Origin of the sequence: Aromatoleum sp. (genome assembly GCF_032027225.1) — a bacterium.
Taxonomy (GTDB): Bacteria; Pseudomonadota; Gammaproteobacteria; order Burkholderiales; family Rhodocyclaceae; genus Aromatoleum.
The window spans coordinates 71092-92635 of the sequence record NZ_JAVSMM010000010.1; the positions used below are offsets into that span (position 1 = coordinate 71092).

The following is a 21544-nucleotide window of genomic DNA, read 5'->3' on the forward strand; positions in this document are numbered from 1 at the left end:
CCGACCTTCCGGGAAGGGAGGGCGCTGCGATGAACGGGAGCGCGCTCGACGCGCTGTGCGCACACCTCGGCATCGGGCTCGACTACCACGACGCCTGGGGCACGCGCACCGTCGTGACCGACGACTGCAAGCGCGCGGTGCTCGCGGCGCTCGGCTGCAAGGTCGCCGACGATGAAGCGGCCGCGGACTGCCTCGCGCGGCTGCGCGCCGAGGAGAACGAGCGCGTGATGCCGTCGCTCGTCGTCGCAGACTTCGACGCCGAGCCGCTGGCCGTGCGCGTGATGTTGCCGCCGCGGCTCGCCGGCCGCGTGCTGCCGTGGCGCATCGTGCTCGAGGACGGCGGACTGCGCACCGGCGTCGTGCTGCCGCGGCCGGTGCGCGGCAGCGCTTCGCGGCAGGAGGAGCAATTCTCGGGTGAGGGCGAACAGACCGGAGACGGCGGGGATCGTCGGTGCACGCCGAAGGACGCGCCGGTGCGCGCAGTGCTCGACCTCTGCGTCGACGTGCCGATCGGTATCCACCGCCTCGTGCTGTACGAGCCGGGGCAGCCGCAGCGCGCGTTCGCCGACGCGAGCCTCGCGGTCTGCCCGCGCAAATGCTTCGCGCTACCGCCCGGCGGCGCGGGCTGCAGTCGCGACCGGCTGTGGGGCCCGGCGGTGCAGCTGTACGCACTGCGCTCGTCGCGCAACTGGGGCATGGGCGATTTCGGCGACCTTTTGCGCCTCGTCGATCTCGCGGCCGACGCCGGCGCGCACTTCGTCGGCGTGAATCCGCTGCACGCGCTGTTCCCGCACGACCCGGAGCGCGCAAGCCCGTACAGCCCGTCGAGCCGGGAATGGCTGAACGTGCTGTACATCGAGGTCGAGACGATGCGCGATTTCGGCGAGTGCGCCGAGGCGCGCCAGCACGTCGCCGACGAGGACTTCCAGCAGCGGCTCGAAGCGCTGCGCGCCGCGCCGCTCGTCGACTACGCGGGCGTCGCCGCCGCGAAGTTCGCGGTGCTCGAACTGCTGTACTGCCATTTCCGCGACTTCCACCTCGACCGGAACACGCAGCGCGCGGGCCTTTTCCGCGATTTCCAGCGCGAAGGCGGGCGCAGCCTGCGCGCGCACGCGCTGTTCGATGCGCTGCAGGAGCACTTCCACAACGCGGACCGCAGCGTCTGGGGCTGGACCGTGTGGCCCGAGACCTACCGCGACATCGACGGCGCCGCGGTCGAAGCCTTCGCGCTCGCGAACGAGGAGCGCGTCGAGTTCTTCGAGTACCTGCAGTGGCAAGCCGAAGCCCAGCTGCGGCGGGTCGCGGCGCGCGGGCACGCGCGGGGGATGGCGGTCGGGCTGTACCGCGATCTCGCGGTCGGCGTGAACGAGGGCGGCTCGGAGACGTGGGCGAGGGCCAGCCTGCACGCGCTCGACATCCACGCCGGAGCGCCACCCGACGAGCTGAATCCGAACGGGCAGGACTGGGGTTTTCCGCCCGCGATCCCGCAGCGCCTCGCGGCGGAGGCCTACGCGTCCTTCCTCGCGGTGCTGCGCGCGAACATGCGCCACGCGGGCGCGCTGCGCATCGATCACGTGATGAGCCTGATGCGCCTGTTCTGGCTGCCGCCCGACGGCGAGCCGCGCATCGGCACTTACGTCGCGTATCCGTTCGAAGAGCTGCTCGGCCTCGTCTGCCTCGAAAGTCGCCGCCTGCATTGCACCGTCATCGGCGAGGACCTCGGCATCGTGCCGCCGGAAATCCGCGCGGCGATGGCGCACCACGGGCTGCTGTCGTATCGGCCGCTGTATTTCGAACAGCAATGGGAGGACGTGCGCTTCCGTGCGCCGGCCGAATGGCCCGCGGAGGCGCTCGCGACCGTCGGCACGCACGACCTGCCGACGCTGCGCGGCTACTGGGCGGCGCACGACCTGAAACTGCGCGACGAGCACGGCATGTACCGCGACCCCGAGCTGCGCGAGCGGCAGTACCGCCGGCGGGACGCGGAGCGGCGGGAGCTGCTCGCGGCGCTCGATCGCGAGGGGCTGCTCGCGGACGGGCTCGGCAGCGACCCGGCGACCGTCACCGACCCCGACCTGCGGCTCACGGTCGCGGTGCACCGCTTCATCGCGCGAAGCCCCGCGCAGATGGCGGCGGTGCAGCTCGAAGACGTGCTCGGGCAGCCCGAAGCGGTGAACCTGCCCGGCACCAGCGAGGCCCAGTACCCGAACTGGCGGCGCAAGCTCCCCGTCGGGCTCACCGACCTCGAAGTGGACCCGGCGTGGCGCGCGGTGACGACCGCGATGAATGCCGAGCGTCCGTGCCCGCTGCGGCATGTCAGCGGCGGCCCGCCCGACTTCCACCCCGAGACCGCCGACGTCCCGCGCGCGACCTATCGGTTGCAGTTCCACGCCGATTTCGGTTTTGCCGCCGCCGAAGCGATGCTGCCCTACCTCGCGCAGCTCGGCATCAGCCACGTCTACGCCGCGCCGTTCCTGAAGGCGCGTCCGGGCAGCCGCCACGGCTACGACATCATCGACCACCAGTCGGTGAACCCGGAGATCGGCAGCGAGGAGGATTTCGACCGCTATTGCGCGCGGCTGCGCGAGCTCGGGCTCGGGCAGGTGCTCGACATCGTGCCGAACCACGTCGGCGTGCTCGGCGCCGACAACGAGTGGTGGCTCGACGTGCTCGAGAACGGCGCGGGGTCCGAGCACGCCGAGCACTTCGACATCGACTGGGAGCCGCCTTTCGGGGAGTTGCGCGGCAAGGTGCTGTTGCCGGTGCTCGGCGACCAGTACGGCGCGGTGCTCGAGGCGGGCGAATTGAAGCTCGAGTTCTCGCCCGCGAGCGGGGAATTCTGCGTGCGCTATTTCGAGCACCGCTTCCCGATCGATCCGATCGATTACCCGACGATCCTCGTCGAGCAGGCGCCGGTCGCGAGCGAGTCCGAGATCCTGTCCGACCCGGACCTGATGGAACTCGAAACCCTGCTCGCGGCGCTGCGCCATCTGCCGCCGCGCGACGCGACCGACGCTGCGCTGATCGCCGAACGGCGGCGCAACAAGGAGCTGTTCAAGCAGCAGCTTGCCGCGCTGCACGAGCGCGTGCCGGCGGTGCGCGATCGGGTCGCGCAACGGATCGCGGATTTCAACGGCCGAGTCGGCGAGGCGGTCAGTTTCGACGCGCTCGATGCGCTGCTGTCGCGTCAGGCCTACCGCCTCGCGTCGTGGCGTGTCGCCGCCGACGACATCAACTACCGACGCTTTTTCGACGTCAACGATCTGGCCGCGCTGCGGATGGAGTCGGAAAAGGTATTCGAGGCGACGCACGCGCAGATCTTCCGCTGGATTGCCGCGGGCTGCGTGTCGGGGCTGCGCGTCGACCATCCCGACGGTCTGTCGGACCCGGCCGCGTATTTCGACCGCTTGCAGTCGCGTTACGCCGAAGTGCAGCGCGACGCCGGCGGGAACGACGGGCCCGCGCCGGCGCTGTACGTCGTCGTCGAGAAGATCCTCGATGAATTCGAGGTGCTGCCTTCGGACTGGCGCGTGCACGGCGAGACCGGTTACCGCTTCGCGAACCTGTGCAACGGGCTGTTCGTCGACGCGGCGCAGGAGTCGCGCTTCACGCGCGTCTACCGCTCCTTCACGCACGAGGCGCGCAACTTCAGCCAGGTGATGCGCGAGGCGAAGCGGCTGATCATGACGCACTCGCTGCCCGGCGAGCTCGGCGGGCTGACCTTCATGCTGCACGACATCGCGCAGCGCAACCGGCGCACGCGCGACTTCACGCGCACTCGGCTGCGCGGCGCACTGACGGACTTCGTCGCGGGCTTCCCGGTGTATCGCAGCTACATCGGCCCGAACGGCGTCTCCGACACCGACCGCCGCTATCTCGACCGCGCGCTTGCGTACGCGGTGTCGCGCACGCGCGCCGGCGACGCGTCGGTGCTGCATTTCGTCCGCAACGTCCTCGCCTCGGCGCCGTCCGAGCCGGACGCGGAGCTGCGCCGGATGAAGCTCACGTTCGCGCGGCGCTTCCAGCAATTCACCGCGCCGGTGATGGCGAAATCGCTCGAAGACACCGCGTTCTACCGCTACAACCGGCTGCTGTCGCTGAACGACGTCGGCTCCGATCCGCATACCTTCGGCCTGTCGACCGAGGACTTCCACGGCGCGAACGAACGCATCGCGGCGAGCCATCCATACGGGCTGCTCGGCTCGTCGACGCATGACAGCAAGCGCTCGGAGGACGTGCGCGCGCGCATCGACGTGCTGTCCGAAATCCCCGGCGCGTGGCGGCTCGCGCTGCGTCGCTGGCGGCGGATCAACGAGCGGCTGAAGTCGCGCGTCAATGACGAGCTCGTGCCGTCGGCGAACGACGAATACCTGCTGTACCAGACGCTGCTCGGCATCTGGCCGATGCTCCCGCCCGACCCCGACGAATTCGCCGAACTGATGCGTCGCGTCGACGACTACATGCTGAAGGCGGTGCGCGAAGCGAAGCTGCACACGAGCTGGATCAACCCCGAGCCGGCGTACGAAAAGGCGCTGTCGCGCTTCGTGCGGCGCCTTTTCGCGGGTGGGCTCGACAACGCGTTCTTCACCGACTTCGTCCCGTTCCAGGCGACGCTGTCGCGCTTCGGCGCATGGAACAGCCTCAACATGCTGCTGCTGAAGCTCGGCGCGCCCGGCGTGCCCGACATCTACCAGGGCTGCGAGACCTGGACGTTCACGCTGGTGGACCCGGACAACCGCCGGCCGGTCGACTTCGCGATGCGCCGCGAGCAGCTCCTCGCGCTGCAGCGCGACGTCCCGCCCGACGCCGCGCCCGATCACCTGCAGGCGCGGCTAGCGGCGATGGCAACCGACCTCACCGACGGCCGGCTGAAGCTCTACCTGCTGTGGCGCGGCCTCGCGGTGCGGCGCGAGTTCGAGCGCACGATGCGCGACGGGCGCTACATCGCGCTGAGGACGAACGGCCCGGCCGCGCAGCACGTCGTCGCCTTCGCGCGCGTCTGCGACGACGAAGCGGTGATCTTCGTCGGCTCGCGGCTGCTGCTGAGCCTCACGGCGAGCGACGACGGCTTGACGCTCGACCCGGGCCTGTGGCGACGGACGCGCGTCGAGCTGTCGCGCGCGTGGGAGGGCCGGCTCTGGCGCGACGTGCTTTCGGGCCGCCGCGTGCAGGCCGAGCGGGCAGGAAAGCACTGCTATCTCGATGTCGTCGCGCTGTTCGAATCGCTGCCGTTCGCGTTGCTCGTGCCGGACGTCGCGTCGTGAAAAGGCTCGCGAAGCCGCGCGTCGTCTTCGCGACGCCCGAATGCACGCCATGGGCGAAGACAGGCGGGCTCGGCGACGTCAGCGCCGGCCTGCCCGAAGCGCTGTCGGCGCTCGATCTCGACCTGCGCGTGCTGTTGCCGGGCTATCCGTCGGTGCGAGCCGCAGCCAAAGGGGCGCGGCGGGTCGCGAACCTGCGCGCGGAGTTCGGACTGCCGGCCGCGACCCTGTTGCGCGCGCGGCTGCCGAGCGGCGTCGCGGCGCTGATCCTCGATTGCCCGTCGCTCTATGCGCGCAAGGGCGGACCCTATCTCGACGTCGACGGCAAGGACTACGCCGACAACGCGCTGCGGTTCGGCCTGCTGTCGCGGGTCGCCGCGCGCCTCGCGAGCAACGATTCGCCGCTCGGCTGGCGCGCCGATCTCCTGCACTGCAACGACTGGCACACCGCGCTCGCGCCGGCCTATCTTGCGCACGGCCTGCCGGCGCCGGCGCCGAGCCTCGTCACGGTGCATAACCTCGCGTTCCAGGGGATCTTCGACCTCGGAGTCGCGGACGCGCTCGGACTTCCGCCCGACAGCCTGAAGCCCGACGGGGTCGAGTTCTGGGGGCGGCTGTCGTTCCTGAAGGCCGGGCTCTTCTACGCCGACCGCATCGCGACCGTGAGCCCGACCTACGCGCGCGAGATCCGCAGCAAGGCGTTTGGCTGCGGCCTCGAAGGGCTTCTCGACGCGCGCGCCGACCGCCTCGTCGGCATCCTCAACGGCATCGACACTCGCGTCTGGGACCCGGGCACCGACGTCGCGCTGCGGCGTAATTACGGCGCCGATTCGCTCGACGACAAGGCCGCGAATCGCGTCACGCTGCAGGCGGAAATGGGCCTCGCGGCCGACGAGGGCGCGCTGGTCGTCGGCATGATTACCCGGCTGACGGACCAGAAAGGCATCGATCTCGTGCTCGACGCGCTGCCGGCGCTGCTCGAGCGACCGCTGCAGCTCATCGTGCTCGGCGCCGGCGAGAGCCGCTTCGAACAGGCGCTGCGCGACGCCGCCGCGAACGCGCCCGACCGCGTCGCGGTGGTCGTCGGCTTCGACGAAGTGCTCGCGCATCAGATCGAGGCCGGCGTCGACGCCTTCCTGATGCCGTCGCGCTTCGAACCCTGCGGCCTGAACCAGATGTACAGCCAGCGTTACGGCACGCCGCCGATCGTGCGCGCGACGGGCGGTCTCGCCGATTCGGTCGTCGATCACGCGACGGGCGGCGATGAGGCGACCGGTTTCGCGTTCGCCGACGCGACGTCGGCGGCGCTCGTCGAGGCGGTCGACCGCGCGCTCGCGGTATTCGCCGACCGCGACGCATGGCGCGCGATCTGCCGCAACGGCATGGCACGCGACTTCAGTTGGGGTGCGAGCGCCGGCGCGTATCGCGAGGTCTATCGCGCGATGCTCGCCGCGCGGTGACGCGTCTCGCCACTTTGGAGAACCGATCGATGAAAAACCCGTGGACGAAGAAGAACCCGATTTTGAGCCTGTGGTTGAGCGCCGCGAACAGCGTGCTCGGCAGCGCACGCGGTCACGCCACCGCCGCGGTCCGGCGCGAGACGGCCAAGGCGATTGCTGCATCGAGCGCCGCGGCGGCGAAGCAGCTGCGCGAGCTGGCGGCGCCGACCCGCGCAAAACCGCCGGCAGCCAAACGCCCGAAGCGGAAATCGAGGGCCAAGGCGAAAGCGAAATAGCAGCGGGTCGGCAATCCGAGTCGACCACCGGCCACCGCGCTGGTGGCGCGGCGACATCCAGCGAAAACAGAGGAGTACCGATATGAGCGATGCGAAAGATTCCGGGGCGGGGGCGAAGGGCGGCGGCGACGACGCGCCCCTCGGTTCGGGCGGCGAACTGCATCAGCAGGCCACCGGCGACTGTCCGCTGATGACGACGAATCAGGGCACGGCAATCTCGGACGACCAGAACTCGCTGCGCGCGAATCCGCGCGGCCCCACGCTGCTCGAAGATTTCGTGCTGCGCGAAAAGATCATGCATTTCGATCACGAGCGCATCCCGGAGCGCATCGTGCACGCGCGCGGCAGCGCCGCGCACGGCTACTTCGAGCTCACCGATTCGCTGGCGCAATTTACGACGGCGAAGATCCTGACCGAAGTCGGGCAACGGACGCCGCTGTTCACGCGCATCTCGACGGTGGCCGGCGGCGCAGGCTCGGTCGACACGCCACGGGACGTGCGCGGCTTCGCGGTGAAGTTCTATACGAAGGAAGGCAACTGGGATCTCGTGTCGAACAACATCCCGGTGTTCTTCATCCAGGACGCGATGAAGTTCCCGGACCTCGTCCACGCGGTGAAGATGGAGCCGGACCGCGGATTTCCGCAGGCGGCGAGCGCGCATGACACGTTCTGGGACTTCATCTCGCTGATGCCCGAGTCGATGCACATGATCATGTGGCAGATGTCCGACCGCACGCTGCCGCGCTCGCTGCGGATGATCGAAGGCTTTGGCGTGCATAGCTTCCGGCTCATCAACGCGGATGGCGAATCGACCTTCGTGAAGTTTCACTGGCGGCCGAAGCTCGGCCTGCAATCCACGCTGTGGGACGAGGCGGTGAAGATCGCCGGCGCCGACCCGGACTTCCACCGCCGCGACCTCTTCGAGGCGATCGGCAACGGTGCGTTTCCGGAGTGGGAGTTTGGCGTGCAGCTCTTCAGCGAGCAGGACGCGGAGGCCTTCCCGTTCGACCACCTCGACGCGACCAAGCTGATCCCCGAGGAGCTCGTGCCGCTGCGCATCATAGGGCGCATGGTGCTCGACCGCTGGCCGGACAACTTCTTCGCCGAGACCGAACAGGTCGCGTTCTGCCCGGCGAACGTCGTGCCGGGGATCGACTTCTCGAACGACCCGCTGCTGCAGGGGCGGCTCTTCTCCTACCTCGACACGCAGCTGTCGCGCCTCGGCTCGCCGAATTTCCACCAGATCCCGGTCAACGCGCCGCAGTGCCCGTTCGCGAGCTACCAGCGCGACGGCCACATGCAGAGGGACCGGCCGAAGGGTCGCGTCTCGTACGAGCCGAACACGCTCGACCCCGACGGCCCGCGCGAATCCGAGCAGGCGGGCTTCCGCTCCGCGACGACGCCGGAAAGCGGCGTCAAGGGCCGCATCCGCGCGCAGAGCTTCGGTGACCACTACAGCCAGGCGCGGCAGTTCTACCGCAGCCAGAGCGCGCCCGAGCAGACGCACCTCGTCGCCGCGCTGGTGTTCGAGCTGTCGAAAGTCGAGACGCTGCGGATCCGTGAAGCGATCGTCGGCCACCTGCGCAACATCGACGAATCGCTCGCGTCGCGCGTTGCGGCCGGGCTCGCGATCGACCCGCTGCCCGCGGCGCCGCTGCCGTTCCAGCCGGTGCAGGACTTCGATCCGTCGCCGGCGGTCGCGCTGATCGGCAAGATGAAGGACACGCTCGAAGGCCGCGTGGTCGGGATCCTGGTCAACGATGGTTCGGACGGCGCAGCGGTGTCGGCGCTGCGCAACGCGGCGACCAAGGCCGGGGCGATGGTCAAGATCGTCGCGCCAAAAGTCGGCGGCGCGAAGCTCGGTGGCGGCGCGAAGGAACCCGCCGACGGCCAGCTCGAAGGGACGCCGTCGGTGATGTTCGACGCGGTCGCGGTGCTGCTGTCCGACGACGGCGCCGCCGAGCTCGCGCGCGACGCGAAGGCGCTCGACTTCGTCCGCGATGCGTTTGCGCACCTGAAGGCGATCGCGGTCGACCAGGGCGGGCAAGCGCTGTTGCAGGCGGCCGGGGTTCAGCCGGACGCCGGCGTCGTCGCGGCGACGAACGTCGCCGACTTCATCGCCGCCGCAAAGACGCGGCAGTGGGACCGGGAAGGGAAGGTGAGGGTGTTGCCGTAAGGCAGCGCGCGCGGGGTGGGCCGGAGCCCGCCCCGCGGCCCATCACGCGGTCGCGTCGCGGAACACGTCCAGCCAGTCGCGCACGAAGCGCTCGATGTTGAAGCGTCCCAGCGCGACCGCGCGCGCGCCGTCGCCGAGCCGGCGCGCTTCCTCGGGGTCGTCGATCAGCCTTTGCATGTGCGCGACGAGGCGCGCGGGGTCGGTGTCGAGCCAGCCCGATTCGCCGTTTCGGATCACCGTGACGAGCTCGGTCGTCGCGAGGCCGACGACCGGCAGGCCGATCATCATCGCCTCGATCGCCGCGAGGCCGAGGCTCGTCCAGCGGATCGGGTGGAAGTAGAAGCGATAGCGCGCGATGTAGGCCGGCAGGTCGGTGTTCGCGACTTCGCCAATGCCGCCGCTTTCTTCCGCCGCCATGCCGATGAGATCGAGCGGCACCTCGGCGCGCGCGGCTTCGAACACGTCCGCGCCGAGCCGCCGGCCGCGCCGCGCGAGGTGATTGACGATCGCGATGCCGCGCGGCACGCGGCCGTCGTAGCGCGCGTCGGGCGGCACGATGACGCCGTGCTCGACGATGCGCACCGGCGTGCGGCCGTTGTCCCACATCAGCGCGTTGAATGGCGTCACATGGACGAGCAGCATCGACGGGTCGTCGACCGGATGCGGCGTGTTCGTCGGATGCACCTGCGGCGGGTCGTGTTCGAGGTAGATGCGCGGCAGCTGCTGCTGCGCGCCCGAGAGCAGCCGGAACTGGTCTTCGAGGTAGTTGCTGCGGCACTGGAACAGGATGCAGTCGAACTCGGTCGTGCGCAGCGCCTCGACCGGCACCTCGACGAGGTTGTCGCCCCAAGGCAGCGTCCCGGCGCGGCCGTTGAAGCCGGGCGAGCGCGCCGCGTCGACGGGCAGCAGGAAAGTGTGGGGGACCTGGCTCAGGTAGTAGAGATAGTTGCCGTGCACGTGCCAGGTCAGGATGCGCAGCTTGCGGGGTGGGGACATCGTTCCTCCCGGTGTCGGCTCGGTGTTCGTCGGTATGCGTCGATCGGTTCCATTCATGCGGCTCGCGACGCGCCGACCGGCGTCGCCGGCAGCGGCGCGGACGAACGTTCGGCGCCGAGCGCGAGCAGTTCGTGCGCCGCCGCCGCGACGCGCGCCGGGTCAAGCAGGCGCAGGCAGTGGTGGTGGCCTTGCGGGCAGACGCTCTTGTAGCAGAAGCGGCACGGCACATCCTCGTACAGCACGCGGTGCGGCACCTGCCACGGCGCGTGCTGCGGGTTCGTCAGCGCGTACAGGTCGACGACCGGCGTCCCGAGCGCCGCGGCGAGATGTACCGGGCCGGTGTTGTTCGCGATCAACAGCGCGGCGTCGTCGAGGACCGCGCCGAGCTCGCCGAGGCCGAGCTGCCCGGCCAGCGATCTCGTCGGGTGGGCGATGCCCGCACGGATGCGCTCGACCGCCGGCGTTTCGGAGGCGTCGCCGGTGAAGACGAGCTGCAGGTCGCCGAGGTCCGGCCGGATGTCGAGCACATGCCCGATCGCCGCGGCGAAGAGATCCTCCGGGTAGCGCCGCGACGGCGCGCTCGCGCCGGGATGGATGACGATGAAGCGACGCTCCGGGTCGATGCCGGCGGCGCGCAGCAGCCGGCGCGCCGACACGACGTCCTGCGGCGGCACGCGGAACGACAGCCGCGCGTCGACGGTCGTCGCGCCGACCGCGGCGACGAGGTCGAGCTGCCGGCGCGCCTCGTGGCGCAGCACTTCGTGCGGTTCGGGGTCGGACAGCCAGTCGCTCAGCAGGTGATACGGGTTCTCGCGGCTGTGCGCGAGCCGCAGCGGAATGCCGGCGAGCCAGCACAGCAAGGCCGCGGGCAGCGCGCTCTGGCTGTAGACGGTGAAGATCACCGCCGCGTCGAACTTGCCGGCTCGTAACCGTTCGACGGTGGCGAGCATCGCGTCCGCGGTGGGTTCGGCGCCGGGCATCCACGGGGCGTTCGCGACGAGAACCTCGTCGATCTCGGGCACGTAAGGCGCGGCGGCGACTCCCGAGCCAGCCGCGAGCAGCGTGATGTGGCGCTCCGGCGCCGACACGCGCAGCGCGCGCAGCGCCGGTGTCGTCATCAGCACGTCGCCGAGGTTGTCGAGGCGCACCGCGAGGATGCGGCGGGCGGACTGCCAGCGTGCCGCGTCGATCACGCGGTCCATGCGGACCAGCCGGCTGCGGGGGAAGGGGCCGCAGGCGAATCCGCCTCGGCGAGGATCGCATCGACGGCTTCGGTCAGGCTCTTTGCCACGCGGTCGGGTTCGCGCAGCCGGCCGCCACGCCATTCGGTTTCCGAGCCGACATCGAGCAGCACCGTGCGACAGCCCGCGCGGCGGCCGGCTTCGACGTCGTCGAGGATGTCGCCGATCAGCCACGAGCGGCCGAGGTCGAGTCGATGCTCGTGCGCGGCGCGCAGCAGCAGCCCCGGCTCGGGCTTGCGGCAGTCGCACGCGAGCGCATAGCGCGCGTCGCTGCCCTCGGGGTGGTGGGGGCAGTGGTAGACCGCGTCGAGCACGACGCCGAACGCCGAGAGGTCGAGCGCGATCTTCGCCCACACCGCCTCGAGCGCGTCGTGCTCGAAGAGTTCCAGCGCGACGCCGGGCTGGTTCGTGATCAGGATCAGGTGGAAGCCGTGCCGCTGCAGCCGCGCGAGCGCGGTGCCCGCGTCGTCGCGCAGCCGGATCCGCGCCGGGTCGACGTTGTACGGCACGTCGTGGATCAGCGTCCCGTCCTTGTCGATGAAAACCGCCGCGTTCAGGGCCAAGAAGTCTCTCCCATCGGCAGCACGGTGATTTCCGGTACGACCGTGCCTTCGGGCAGCGACAGCACGTTGACCACCGCGGCGGCGACCGACTCGGGCGGCTGCAGCGTCGCGACGTCGATGTCCGGGAAGCGGTCGAGCAGGAAGGGCGTGCGCATGCCGCCGGCAACGACCGCGGTCACCTTGATCCCGTGCGGTCGCAGCTCCGCATGCAGCGCGTGCGAGAAGCCGAGCAGCCCCCACTTGCTCGCGTGATAGACGGAGGCGTTCGGCCATGCGCGCTTCGCCGCGGTCGAGGTGATGTTGATGATGTGCCCGCTGCGCAGCGGCTTCATCTGCGCGACCACGTGCTTCGAGAACAGGAACGGGCCGCGCAGGTTCACCGCGAGGACGTGGTCCCACTGTTCGATTTCGAGCTCGTCGATCGGCAGCGTGTAATCGACGCCGGCGTTGTTGATCAGGACGTCGAGCGCGCCGAAGCGTTCGCGCGCGCACTGCAGGCACGCGAGCACCTGCTCGTCGTCGGTGACGTCGACCGTGCAGTGGATCGTCTGATAGCCCTTCTTGTTGAGCTCGAACGAGGTCTGTTCGCCGGCGTCCGCGCGGACGTCGCAGACGACGACCTGGGCGCCGGCCGCGCACAGCGCTTCGCACAGCGCCTTGCCGAGGCCGCGGCCGCCGCCGGTGACCAGCGCCGTCTTGTTCAGAAGCGGGGAGGAGTTGTTCGGAGTCATAGGCGCACCGTCCTTTCGTCGAAGCGGATTTCGGGCTGGGGTTGAAGGCTGTGGTAGACGGATTCGAGCGATGCGGCGACGCGCTGCCACGTGAAGGCGCTGCGCACGCGGCGCATCCCGGCGCGCCCGAACATCCGCGCCCGGGCCGGGTTCACCCGCACGCGCGCGAGGCGGTCGGCGAGCGCCGAAGGGTCGTTCGGCGGCACGAGGTAGCCCGTGACGCCATCGACGACGGTGTGCTTGATGCCGCCGACCGACGCGCCGATCACCGGGCAGCCGCAAGCCATCGCTTCGAGCGGCGTGATGCCGAACGGCTCGTACCACGGCGTCGTCACGAACACGTCCGCGGCGCAGTAGAAGTCGCGCAGCGCGGTGCGCGGCCGGCGCCCGGCGAAGATCACGCGATCGGCGACGCCTTCGGCTTCCGCGATGTCCTGCAGCCGGCCGATCTCCGGCGTCGTCGCTGGATCCGGGTCGTCCGACTCGCCGCCGACGACGAGGAGCTTTGCGGTGATGCCGTCCTCGCGCTCGAGCGCCGCGACGCCGCGTATCACGTTATCGATGCCCTTGCGCGGCACGAGCCGGCCGAGCTGCAGCACGAGGTACTCGTCGTCGCCGATGCCGAACTCCTTGCGCAGGTGCCGGCTGCCGGGGCCGAGTTCGGTCGTCTCGACGCCGCAAGGCACGACGTCGACGTCGTCGAGCCGCGCGTCGTAGAGGTTCACGAGGTCGTCGCGGTCCTGCGGGCATTCCGCGATGATCCGGTCCGCGGACGCGACCAGCATTTCCTCGATATCCACGCGCGACGCCGGAAATCCGTCGGCGCTGCCCTGGTGGAGCCGGCGCACTTTGCCGAGCGCATGGAAGGTGATGACGAACGGCGATCCGTACTCGTCGCGCATGCGCTGCGCGGCGAGCCCGGACATGAAGAAGTTCGCGTGGATCACGTCGTACGGCCGCGCACGCGCGCAGCAGGTGACCATGTTGTCGCTGAATTCCTCCATGTGGGGCAGCAGCGATTCCTTCGGGATGAAGCAGGCCGGCCCCGCGGGGACCGGGATCACCCTGACGTTGCGGCCGAAATAGACGACCGGCGGCAACTCGGGGCTGTCGCGGCGCGTGAAGACGTCGACCGTGTGCCCCGCTTGCGCGAGTTCGCGCGCGACATAAGCCACGTAGACGTTCTGCCCGCCGCTGTCGATGCTGCCAAGGGTGGCGAGAGGAGATGCGTGTTCGCTTATCAGTGCGATTTTCATATGTGCGCCGCCTATGGGTTTGTCGGAACGCTGGACTCGGTCCTGCGGAGGTGATGCGTTGTGCTTCGGCAAGCCCTGTGCCCGCACGGGATACTGCCGTTCGCCGCAATCGCCAGCCGTGGCGCGCGATTGACCGTGTAAGTTCGGAGCGGGCGAGGAAAAACTTACTGCCGCAGCCGGCAGCGCGGCCGCGGGCGGCTAGATCGGGCGGTGCTGCTTCGGCGGTTTCGGGTCTTCGCCGCCGCCCTTTTCGCGCTTGATGACGCTGATCGTGCCGTCGCTTTCCATCATCGCGGAGCGGACGTCCTCGAGTTTCTCGATGCCGTTTTCGCGCAGCTTCGCCCACAGTTCGTCTTCGGAGATGAATTCGCGCCGCAGGTTGCGGTGAAGGATTTCGCCGTTGCGCACGAGCCGCAGCACCGGCGGCTGCAGGATCTTGCGCATGCGCGGAAAGCGGAACGAGAGATAGTCGAACAGCACGTTCCAGCCGAGGATCGTCGACACGAGGATCAGCCCGTCGGTGACCGACTTGTATTCGCTCGCCATCGCGTTCTGCGAGGCGTCGGCGATGATCACGAGCAGCAGGACGTCCGCGACGCCGACGGCGCCGATGTCGCGCTGCAACACGGTGCGGAACACGAAAAGCAGAAAGAGATAGACGGCGGTGCCGCGGATCATCAGTTCCACCGGCGACACCGTGAGACCGAAGACTTCGCTCCACGAAATATCCATATCCGATCCTCCGGCAATCGCGACAGCCGCTCCATCCAGGCAAGGGCGGACTCGTCACTTTCTGTTGCACAGCAATCGGGCCTCCCGTCGGCGCGTGTGAAAAAGTCCCACGCAAAACGTCGGAAGTGACTGAAAAAATTACAATTGTTGGCAACGGAGGGGGGTTGAAAGCCGACTAGTATCTACGGGTGGATCAGTCCCGCAGGAGAGAAAATTGCCCAACGTACTGCTTGTCGACGACGATCCCGAAACCGGCGCTTGGCTGTCCGAATTCGTCAAGGCGGAAGGGTTTACGATCGCGGTTGCCGACTCTTTGAGAGGCGCGCGCATCCGGCTCACACGCTCGATGCCCGACGTCGTGCTGACCGACCTGATGCTGCCCGACGGGCTCGGTATGGAGCTGATGGAGGAAATCGGCACCGGCGGCTCGACCGAGGTCGTCGTCATCACCGGCCACGCGAGCGTCGAAAGCGCGATCGAAGCGCTGCGCGGCGGCGCGACCGACTATCTCGTGAAGCCGGTCGACATCGAGCGCCTGCGCGGCGTGCTGCAGCGCATTCCTAAAGTCGAACACTTCCGCGAGGAGATCGGCGAGCTGCGCAACGAGCTGCGCAAGCTCGGCCGCTTCGGCCACATCCTCGGCAGTTCGCCGGCGATGCACCGCCTCTACGACCAGCTCTCGCGCGTCGCGCCGACGTCGGCGTCGGTGCTGCTGGTCGGCGAGAGCGGCAGCGGCAAGGAAGTCGTCGCGCAGACGATTCATGACTTGTCGCGCCGCAAGCGCCAACCCTTCCTGCCGCTGAACTGCGGCGCGGTGTCGCCGCAACTGGTCGAGAGCGAACTCTTCGGCCACGAGAAGGGCAGCTTCACCGGCGCGGACCGGCAGCACCATGGTTTCTTCGAGCGCGCGAACCGTGGCACGCTCTTCCTCGACGAAGTTACCGAAATGCGCCCCGACCTGCAGGTCAAGCTGCTGCGCGTGCTCGAAACCGGGTCCTTCATGCGCGTCGGCACGAACGAGCCGATCGCGACCGACGTGCGTCTGATCGCAGCGACGAACCGCTCGCCCGAGAAGGCGGTCGCCGACGGCAAGCTGCGCGAGGACCTCTACCACCGCCTCAACGTCTTCCCGATCATCCTGCCGCCGCTGCGCGAGCGCGGAACCGACATCGAGCTGCTCGCGGAACATTTCCTCGCCGAACTGAACGAACAGGAGCAGACGAACAAGCGCTTCTCGTCCGACGCGATCGCGGCGCTCTACGCGCATAACTGGCCGGGCAACGTCCGCGAGCTGAAGAACTACGTCCATCGCGCGTACATCCTCGCCGACGAGGTCATCGAGCCCGAACTCGCGCCCGAGAGCTTTCTGCAGAAATCGCACAGCTCGGTGCTGACCATCCGGGTCGGCACGACGCTCGAAGAGGTGAATCGGCGCGTGATGGAGGCGACGCTGGCCGAATGCGGGAACGTTAAGCGCAAGGCCGCCGAAATGCTCGGGATCAGCCTGAAGACGCTCTACAACCGCCTCGCGGTGTACCAGGCGGAAAAGGGCGAGCTCCCGGTGGACGAGGAGGCCGACAGCGACGAAACGGACGACAGCGTGCAGGACGAGCGGGAGCGCGACCCCGAGCGCAGCGCGGCGGAATGAGCGTCCCGCGCCGCGTGTAAGTCCTGCACGCTGGCGTAAGTCTTACTGAGCTTTCGACAGCGTTCGTCCGCAGCACCGGCGCGTTGAAGACGCGTCGGCTTACGCGAGGAGGATCGATTCGATGAGCAAGCAGGACCAGACCGGCGAGCCCGGGAAAAAGCGGCTCGACCCGATGTTCGACGCCGAGGACACGAATATCCGCAAGCCGCCGGGAAAAGGCGAGCTGCCGCTGCCTCACGAGCGCGACGAGGCGCCGCAGAAGCACGAGCCCGGCTTGCACGAGCACCGCGAAGTCATCGAGCAGGCCGCGCGGGACATCGGCCGGGGTTTGCGCGACACCGACCAGCACGGCGTGCCGACCGACGTTCCCGGACCCGGAGACGACCCGGAACGCTCGCCGGGTGCCGACGTGCCGCCGGAGGGCGTGGACGTCGCGCACCCGCCGCGGCAGAAGCGACACGGGAGATGACAAGCGGCTGCGGCAACGCATCCCGCGCGCGCCGCCGACGACATGCGGGTACGACGTTTGCTGCTCCGGGTGCCGCGACATGTTCCGGGCCGGCAAGGGCCCGTTCGGACCAATAACGAGGAGGAATGAAAATGCAGACGACGACATCGGGATCGAACGTAACCGGAACCGCCGACACCGGCGCCGCGAAGATCGAGCAACTGTCGAGCAAGGCGCAGGACGCGATCGACCGCGTCGCGCACGCAGCGTCGAGCCGCTTGCGCAACGCCGGCGAACGCGGCCAGGAATGGATGCATCATCAGGATGAGCTGCTGGAAGGGGCACGCGAGTGCGTGCGTCGGCACCCCGTGGCGTCGGTGATGATCGCCGTGGGTGTGGGAATCCTGTTCAGCCGCTTCACGCAGCACTGACGGGCCGACCGCAACCGATGGCGGCCACGACGAGCGAAGGAATCGGCACCGACCGTTCCCTTTCCGGCCTGCTGCACCGCACCCGGCGCCTCGCGTCGGCATTCGCATCGCTCGTGGTGCTCGATGCGAGGCAGACGTTCCACGAACTGCTGCAGGTGATGTGCGTCGCGATCGCGGCGGTCGTCCTGCTCGTGACGGCGTGGCTCGCGCTCGTCGTCGCGATCGCCGGCTGGCTGATTGCCGATGGCGTGCCGTGGCCGGCGGTGCTCGCGTTTGCGGCGCTGGCGAACGTGGTCGTCGCCGCGGCTGCCGGATGGTGGCTGTGGAAGCGGGTGAAGAAGATGCCGTTCGCGGCAACGCTGCGGCAGCTGCGCGGCGACCCGCCGCCGGCGGCAATGCCGGTTGCCAGTGAGGCCGGCGCAGTCGAAGCGGTCGCGAGGACCGGGCCATGAGGATCATTTCGAGATCGCTGGACGAAACCGAGATGCTGGTCGCGCAGGAGCGAGTCGCGCTCGGGCGCGATTTCGCGCTGTGGCGCGACGAGACGAAGAAGCGGGCGGTCGCGCAGGCGACTTCGCTGCGCGGCATCGGCATTGCCGCGGCCGCCGTCGGCTTGCTCGCGACCGCGCTCGTGAAGCGGCGCCCGCGCGGCTCCGTGCGGCACGACGATCCCGTGATCAAGCCGGAGACAAAACGCAAGGGCATCGCCGCGATTCTCGGCGGCCTCGCGATGACTGGCCTGCGGATGCGTTACGGCAATCCGTGGAACGCGGTGCCGGTGTTCCTGACCTGGGGGCGCGAGCAGTACGCGCGCCGCTACGCGAACCGGACGGTGCGCTCGCGCGCAATGCCGCCCGTGCGGAGGGAGCGCCGCGCGTAGGCCGCTTCGACAATGGAATGGTTCGGCAGGGTGAGAGTCCTATCTTCGACCAGTGCGCGAAGCCGCAGCAGCGCGGGCGGCGAGCAGCGTCCGCCGATCCGGCTTCCCGTGCGATCCGTCTGCGATCCCCGCCCGCAAGCCGGGATGTCTTTCTCCTACCTCTGATCGAACCGCATGGATTCCACCGTTTCCTTGCCGTCGCCGACGTCGCTCCCGCAAGGGGCATGGTCGACGCGACTCGCGAATACTTCGAAATATGCGAGCTGGTTCGTCGCGGCGCTCGCGCTGACGGCGTTCGCCGGCTGGATCGCCGGCATCCCGATGCTCGCGTCGCTCGGCCCCGGGCTACCGCCGGCGACCTTCAGCAGCATCGTGAAGCTGCTGCTGATCGCGATCGCGTTGCGGCGCCTAGAAGCCGCCGACGAACGCCGCAACCGCTACGCGATCTTCTTCCTCGCGTTCGTGATCGCGACGATCTCGGTGCTGACGCTGTTGCTGCAGCTCGAAACCTGGACCGGCCTCGAAAACCGGGTTTTCGAGCGCATCCCGGTGTTCGCCCCAGCACCGAACCCGGTCGGCACCGCGACCTGCTACATCCTCGTCGCGCTCGCGCTGACGCTGGCTGCCGTCGATGACGCCCGTGTGCGCGGATTCGCCCGGCTCCTCGCGATTGCCGCAGGCAGCGTCGCGCTCGTCGCGATCGTCGGACTGACTTTCCGTTTCGTCCGGCTCAGCGTCGTGATCCCGACGGTGGGCATCGCGCTGCCGGTCGCGCTCGGGATGCTCGCCGCGAGCGTCAGCCTGATCGTCAGCCGTCCATCGCCGCGCCTGCTGCGGTTGCTCGAACACGATTCACCCGGCGCGGTGATCTTCCGTCGGCTGCTGCCGCTCGTCGTCGCGGTTCCGCTGCTCGCCGGCTGGGTGCAGGCGCTGGGCCTGCGCCTGGGCTGGTTCGCGGTCGGCGAGAGCGAAGGCGTGATCGCGGTCGGGATGATCGTCGGCTGCGCGGCGCTGATCCTGTGGACCGCGGGCAAGCTCGACGAAATGAACGTCGACCGCTCGATGGCCGAGCTGCGCGCGAACACGCAGCAGCAATGGCTCGAAGTGACGCTCGCGAACATCGGCGACGCGGTCATCGCGGTCGATGACGAGGTCCGGGTCGGCTTCCTTAATCCGGCGGCCGCGCAGCTTCTCGGCGTCGACGTCGCCGGCGCGATCGGGCGCAATCTCCGGGATCTCATGCAGCTCGTCGACGAGCGCACGTACGAGACGATCGAGTCGCCGTTCCGTAAGGCGTTCCACGACCTTCGCCCGGTGACGCTCGACGGCGAGCCGGCGGTGCGACTAGCGGACGGCAGTCTGTGCGGCATCGAGGCGAGCGCGACGCCGATCCGCGCCGCCAGCGGCGGCCTCGTTGGCGGCGTGCTGGTGCTGCGTGACGTCAGCGCACGCCGCGCGCGCGCCCATGCGGAGCGGCAGGCGTTCCAGGCGCTCGACCGGCGGGTCGGCGAGCGCACGCGCGCGCTCGAACGCACGATGACGGTGCTGCGCGAGAGCACGACGCTGCTGCGGACGATCGCGGCGAGCACGCCGGAACTGATCGTCGCGAAGAGCCGCGAAGGCCGGATCATGATGGTCAATCCGGCGGCGGTGCAGGCGATGGGCCTGAGCCGCGCGCAGGTGCTGGGGCAAAAGGAGCAGGAACTCTTCGAGGACACGGAGGAGCTGCGCCGCACCCTCGAGAACGACCGGCGCGTGATCGAGACCCGCCGGCCGATTGCGGTCGAGGAGACGCGCATGACGAAAGCCGGGCTGCGCACCTACCTCGTGACGAAATCCCCGCTGCGCGATTCGCAGGGGCAGGTGTTCGGACTGGTCGGCGTCGCGAAGGACATCACCGACCGCAAGCGTGCGCAGCGCGAGCTCGAGGACCTGCTGGTCGCCGAACATCGACTCCGCGGCGAGGCCGAGCGGGCGAACCGCGCGAAGGACGAGTTTCTCGCGATCGTCTCGCACGAGCTGCGTTCGCCATTGAATGCGCTGAAAGGCTGGAGCCAGGTGCTGTTGTCGATCGGCAACCCGGACCCCGCGCTCGTCGCGCGGGCCGCCGATGCGATCAAGCGCAACATCGATCACCAGACCCGGCTCATCGACGATCTGCTCGACACGTCGCGCATCATCAGCGGCAAGCTCGAGCTCGACAACCGGCCGGTGGACCTCGTCGAGGTGGTGCGCGCGGCGATCGAACTGCTGCGCGACGGCGCCGCGGCGAAGGGCGTCGAGCTGGAATTCGCCGCCGAATGCGCCACGGCCGTCGTCAACGGCGACAGCGACCGCTTGCAGCAGATCGTCATCAACCTGGTGTCGAACGCGATCAAGTTCACGCTGGAAGGCGGGAAGGTGGTGATCCGGCTCGCGCGCCCCGACGATACGGTGCTGCTGTCGGTCAGCGACGACGGCGTCGGCATCGAGGCGGATTTCCTGCCCCACGTGTTCGACCGCTTCAGCCAGGCGGATACCTCGGTGACGCGCCGCTACCTCGGCCTGGGCATCGGCCTCGCGCTCGTGCGCAACCTCGTCGAGCTGCATGGGGGCATGGTGCGCGCGGAGAGCGGCGGCAGTGGCACCGGTTCGGTGTTCACGGTCGAGTTTCCGGCGGCGCAGATGGAAGCCGATGACCGAGCAGACGACGACCGCCATGGCAAGGACGCAAAACCGGCGGTGCCGCGCGATCTGGACGGCGTGCGTGCGCTGCTCGTCGACGACGACCCGGACGCGCGCGAAGTGATGCGCCTCATCCTCACGCAGGCCGGTGCGAGCGTGCGCGAGTTCGACTCCGGCGAAGGTGTCGCGGCGACGCTGCGGATGCTCCATGAAGACGGTGACACGCCCGACGTGCTGCTGCTCGACATCGCGATGCCGACCGAGAGCGGCTTCGACGTGCTGAAGCGACTGCGCGGCGACCCTGCGCTGCCTTTCGTCCCCGCGGTGGCGGTGACGGCGCTCGCGCATCTGGACCGCGGCAAGTTCGCCGTCGAAGGCTTCCAGGGCTGCGTCGGCAAACCGGTCGATGCGCACCTGCTCGTCGGGACGATCCGCGGGATTCTCGAAGTCGCCGAAAACGAGCGCACCGCCGCCGCTCCCTTCGCCTGAAAGGAGCGGACGTCGCGTCGGACGGCGCGCCTTACGCTGCTGACCCGCGCACCGCGCACCGCGCACCGATGAGGTGTCGGCGTCTTCACCACCCGTGTGCCGGATCGCCAACCGCAGGCGCCGAACATCCGACCGACATGCGCCCGATGTCCCCGCGATCCCCGTCCAGCTCGGTCCCGGCCCCTTTGCGCGCCGAAAAGAACTACAGCGGACTGTAAGTTTTTCACGCCCCGCGCGCGCTGATCCGCCTCCCGGCCCCGTCGGGCGGGCGTCGATCGCGGCACGGCGCTTGC

General features: G+C 69.2%; 16 protein-coding genes. 10 read left to right on the plus strand and 6 right to left on the minus strand.

Annotated features, from left to right (window positions below):
• Positions 1 to 29: 29 nt before the first annotated feature.
• From ROZ37_RS12525 to ROZ37_RS12540, 4 genes are all read left to right on the plus strand, one after another.
• Complete coding sequence (locus tag ROZ37_RS12525) at positions 30 to 5264, plus strand: malto-oligosyltrehalose synthase (protein ID WP_312659786.1); 5235 nt, start codon at positions 30 to 32, stop codon at positions 5262 to 5264.
• Positions 5261 to 6721 carry a glycogen synthase GlgA gene (gene glgA / locus ROZ37_RS12530; protein WP_312659787.1) on the plus strand — a complete coding sequence of 487 codons (1461 nt, stop codon included), beginning with the start codon at positions 5261 to 5263 and terminating at the stop codon, positions 6719 to 6721. The genes ROZ37_RS12525 and glgA overlap by 4 nt, the downstream gene beginning before the upstream one ends.
• A complete protein-coding gene (locus ROZ37_RS12535; protein ID WP_312659788.1) occupies positions 6718 to 6996 on the plus strand; it encodes a hypothetical protein in 279 nt (92 codons plus the stop codon). Before glgA ends, ROZ37_RS12535 begins: the two co-directional genes overlap by 4 nt.
• A gap of 82 nt (positions 6997 to 7078) precedes the next feature.
• Entirely contained in the window at positions 7079 to 9172 is a 2094-nt protein-coding gene (locus ROZ37_RS12540; RefSeq protein ID WP_312659790.1) for a catalase, read from the plus strand.
• 42 nt (positions 9173 to 9214) lie between these two features.
• On the opposite strand, the gene ROZ37_RS12545 is transcribed toward ROZ37_RS12540, so the two are convergent.
• From ROZ37_RS12545 to ROZ37_RS12570, 6 genes are all read right to left on the minus strand, one after another.
• Positions 9215 to 10168, minus strand: coding sequence for a glycosyltransferase family 4 protein (locus ROZ37_RS12545; protein WP_312659792.1), 954 nt, complete (start codon positions 10166 to 10168; stop codon positions 9215 to 9217).
• 53 nt (positions 10169 to 10221) lie between these two features.
• Positions 10222 to 11370, minus strand: a complete 1149-nt coding sequence (locus tag ROZ37_RS12550) for a glycosyltransferase family 9 protein (RefSeq protein WP_312659794.1) — start codon at positions 11368 to 11370, stop codon at positions 10222 to 10224.
• Positions 11358 to 11972, minus strand: a complete 615-nt coding sequence (locus ROZ37_RS12555; RefSeq protein ID WP_312659796.1) for an HAD family hydrolase — start codon at positions 11970 to 11972, stop codon at positions 11358 to 11360. Before ROZ37_RS12555 ends, ROZ37_RS12550 begins: the two co-directional genes overlap by 13 nt.
• Positions 11963 to 12703, minus strand: coding sequence for an SDR family oxidoreductase (locus ROZ37_RS12560; protein WP_312659798.1), 741 nt, complete (start codon positions 12701 to 12703; stop codon positions 11963 to 11965). Before ROZ37_RS12560 ends, ROZ37_RS12555 begins: the two co-directional genes overlap by 10 nt.
• Positions 12700 to 13959, minus strand: a complete 1260-nt coding sequence (locus tag ROZ37_RS12565) for a glycosyltransferase (RefSeq protein WP_312659799.1) — start codon at positions 13957 to 13959, stop codon at positions 12700 to 12702. Before ROZ37_RS12565 ends, ROZ37_RS12560 begins: the two co-directional genes overlap by 4 nt.
• Before the next feature lie 198 nt (positions 13960 to 14157).
• The gene (locus ROZ37_RS12570) at positions 14158 to 14691 is read right to left on the minus strand and encodes a YetF domain-containing protein (RefSeq protein WP_312659800.1); all 534 of its coding nucleotides are present in this window, start codon (positions 14689 to 14691) and stop codon (positions 14158 to 14160) included.
• Between the two features lie 214 nt (positions 14692 to 14905).
• Between ROZ37_RS12570 and ROZ37_RS12575 the strand changes: the two genes are divergently transcribed.
• The 6 genes from ROZ37_RS12575 to ROZ37_RS12600 all read left to right on the plus strand — a co-directional run bounded on the left by ROZ37_RS12575 (position 14906) and on the right by ROZ37_RS12600 (position 21251).
• Positions 14906 to 16339 carry a sigma-54 dependent transcriptional regulator gene (locus ROZ37_RS12575; protein WP_312659802.1) on the plus strand — a complete coding sequence of 478 codons (1434 nt, stop codon included), beginning with the start codon at positions 14906 to 14908 and terminating at the stop codon, positions 16337 to 16339.
• A 121-nt stretch (positions 16340 to 16460) separates the two neighbouring features.
• Positions 16461 to 16808 (plus strand): hypothetical protein, encoded by a 348-nt coding sequence (locus tag ROZ37_RS12580; protein ID WP_312659803.1) that lies wholly within the window; start codon positions 16461 to 16463, stop codon positions 16806 to 16808.
• A gap of 131 nt (positions 16809 to 16939) precedes the next feature.
• Positions 16940 to 17218: a hypothetical protein gene (locus tag ROZ37_RS12585; RefSeq protein WP_312659805.1), complete on the plus strand. Its 279-nt coding sequence runs from the start codon at positions 16940 to 16942 to the stop codon at positions 17216 to 17218.
• Between the two features lie 17 nt (positions 17219 to 17235).
• Positions 17236 to 17670 (plus strand): phage holin family protein, encoded by a 435-nt coding sequence (locus ROZ37_RS12590; RefSeq protein WP_312659806.1) that lies wholly within the window; start codon positions 17236 to 17238, stop codon positions 17668 to 17670.
• Positions 17667 to 18098: a hypothetical protein gene (locus tag ROZ37_RS12595; protein WP_312659807.1), complete on the plus strand. Its 432-nt coding sequence runs from the start codon at positions 17667 to 17669 to the stop codon at positions 18096 to 18098. Before ROZ37_RS12590 ends, ROZ37_RS12595 begins: the two co-directional genes overlap by 4 nt.
• A 174-nt stretch (positions 18099 to 18272) precedes the next feature.
• Positions 18273 to 21251 (plus strand): PAS domain-containing protein, encoded by a 2979-nt coding sequence (locus tag ROZ37_RS12600; RefSeq protein ID WP_312659808.1) that lies wholly within the window; start codon positions 18273 to 18275, stop codon positions 21249 to 21251.
• Positions 21252 to 21544: the final 293 nt, after the last annotated feature.

Excerpts from the sequence above, each read along its gene's own strand:
- ROZ37_RS12550 (WP_312659794.1), bottom strand. The coding sequence starts at position 11,370 with ATGGACCGCGTGATCGACGCGGCACGCTGGCAGTCCGCCCGCCGCATC.
- ROZ37_RS12585 (WP_312659805.1), top strand. The coding sequence starts at position 16,940 with ATGCAGACGACGACATCGGGATCGAACGTAACCGGAACCGCCGACACC.
- ROZ37_RS12590 (WP_312659806.1), top strand. The coding sequence starts at position 17,236 with ATGGCGGCCACGACGAGCGAAGGAATCGGCACCGACCGTTCCCTTTCC.
- ROZ37_RS12540 (WP_312659790.1), top strand. The coding sequence starts at position 7,079 with ATGAGCGATGCGAAAGATTCCGGGGCGGGGGCGAAGGGCGGCGGCGAC.
- ROZ37_RS12525 (WP_312659786.1), top strand. The coding sequence starts at position 30 with ATGAACGGGAGCGCGCTCGACGCGCTGTGCGCACACCTCGGCATCGGG.
- ROZ37_RS12570 (WP_312659800.1), bottom strand. The coding sequence starts at position 14,691 with ATGGATATTTCGTGGAGCGAAGTCTTCGGTCTCACGGTGTCGCCGGTG.
- ROZ37_RS12545 (WP_312659792.1), bottom strand. The coding sequence starts at position 10,168 with ATGTCCCCACCCCGCAAGCTGCGCATCCTGACCTGGCACGTGCACGGC.
- ROZ37_RS12600 (WP_312659808.1), top strand. The coding sequence starts at position 18,273 with ATGGATTCCACCGTTTCCTTGCCGTCGCCGACGTCGCTCCCGCAAGGG.
- ROZ37_RS12580 (WP_312659803.1), top strand. The coding sequence starts at position 16,461 with ATGAGCAAGCAGGACCAGACCGGCGAGCCCGGGAAAAAGCGGCTCGAC.
- ROZ37_RS12595 (WP_312659807.1), top strand. The coding sequence starts at position 17,667 with ATGAGGATCATTTCGAGATCGCTGGACGAAACCGAGATGCTGGTCGCG.
- ROZ37_RS12565 (WP_312659799.1), bottom strand. The coding sequence starts at position 13,959 with ATGAAAATCGCACTGATAAGCGAACACGCATCTCCTCTCGCCACCCTT.
- ROZ37_RS12560 (WP_312659798.1), bottom strand. The coding sequence starts at position 12,703 with ATGACTCCGAACAACTCCTCCCCGCTTCTGAACAAGACGGCGCTGGTC.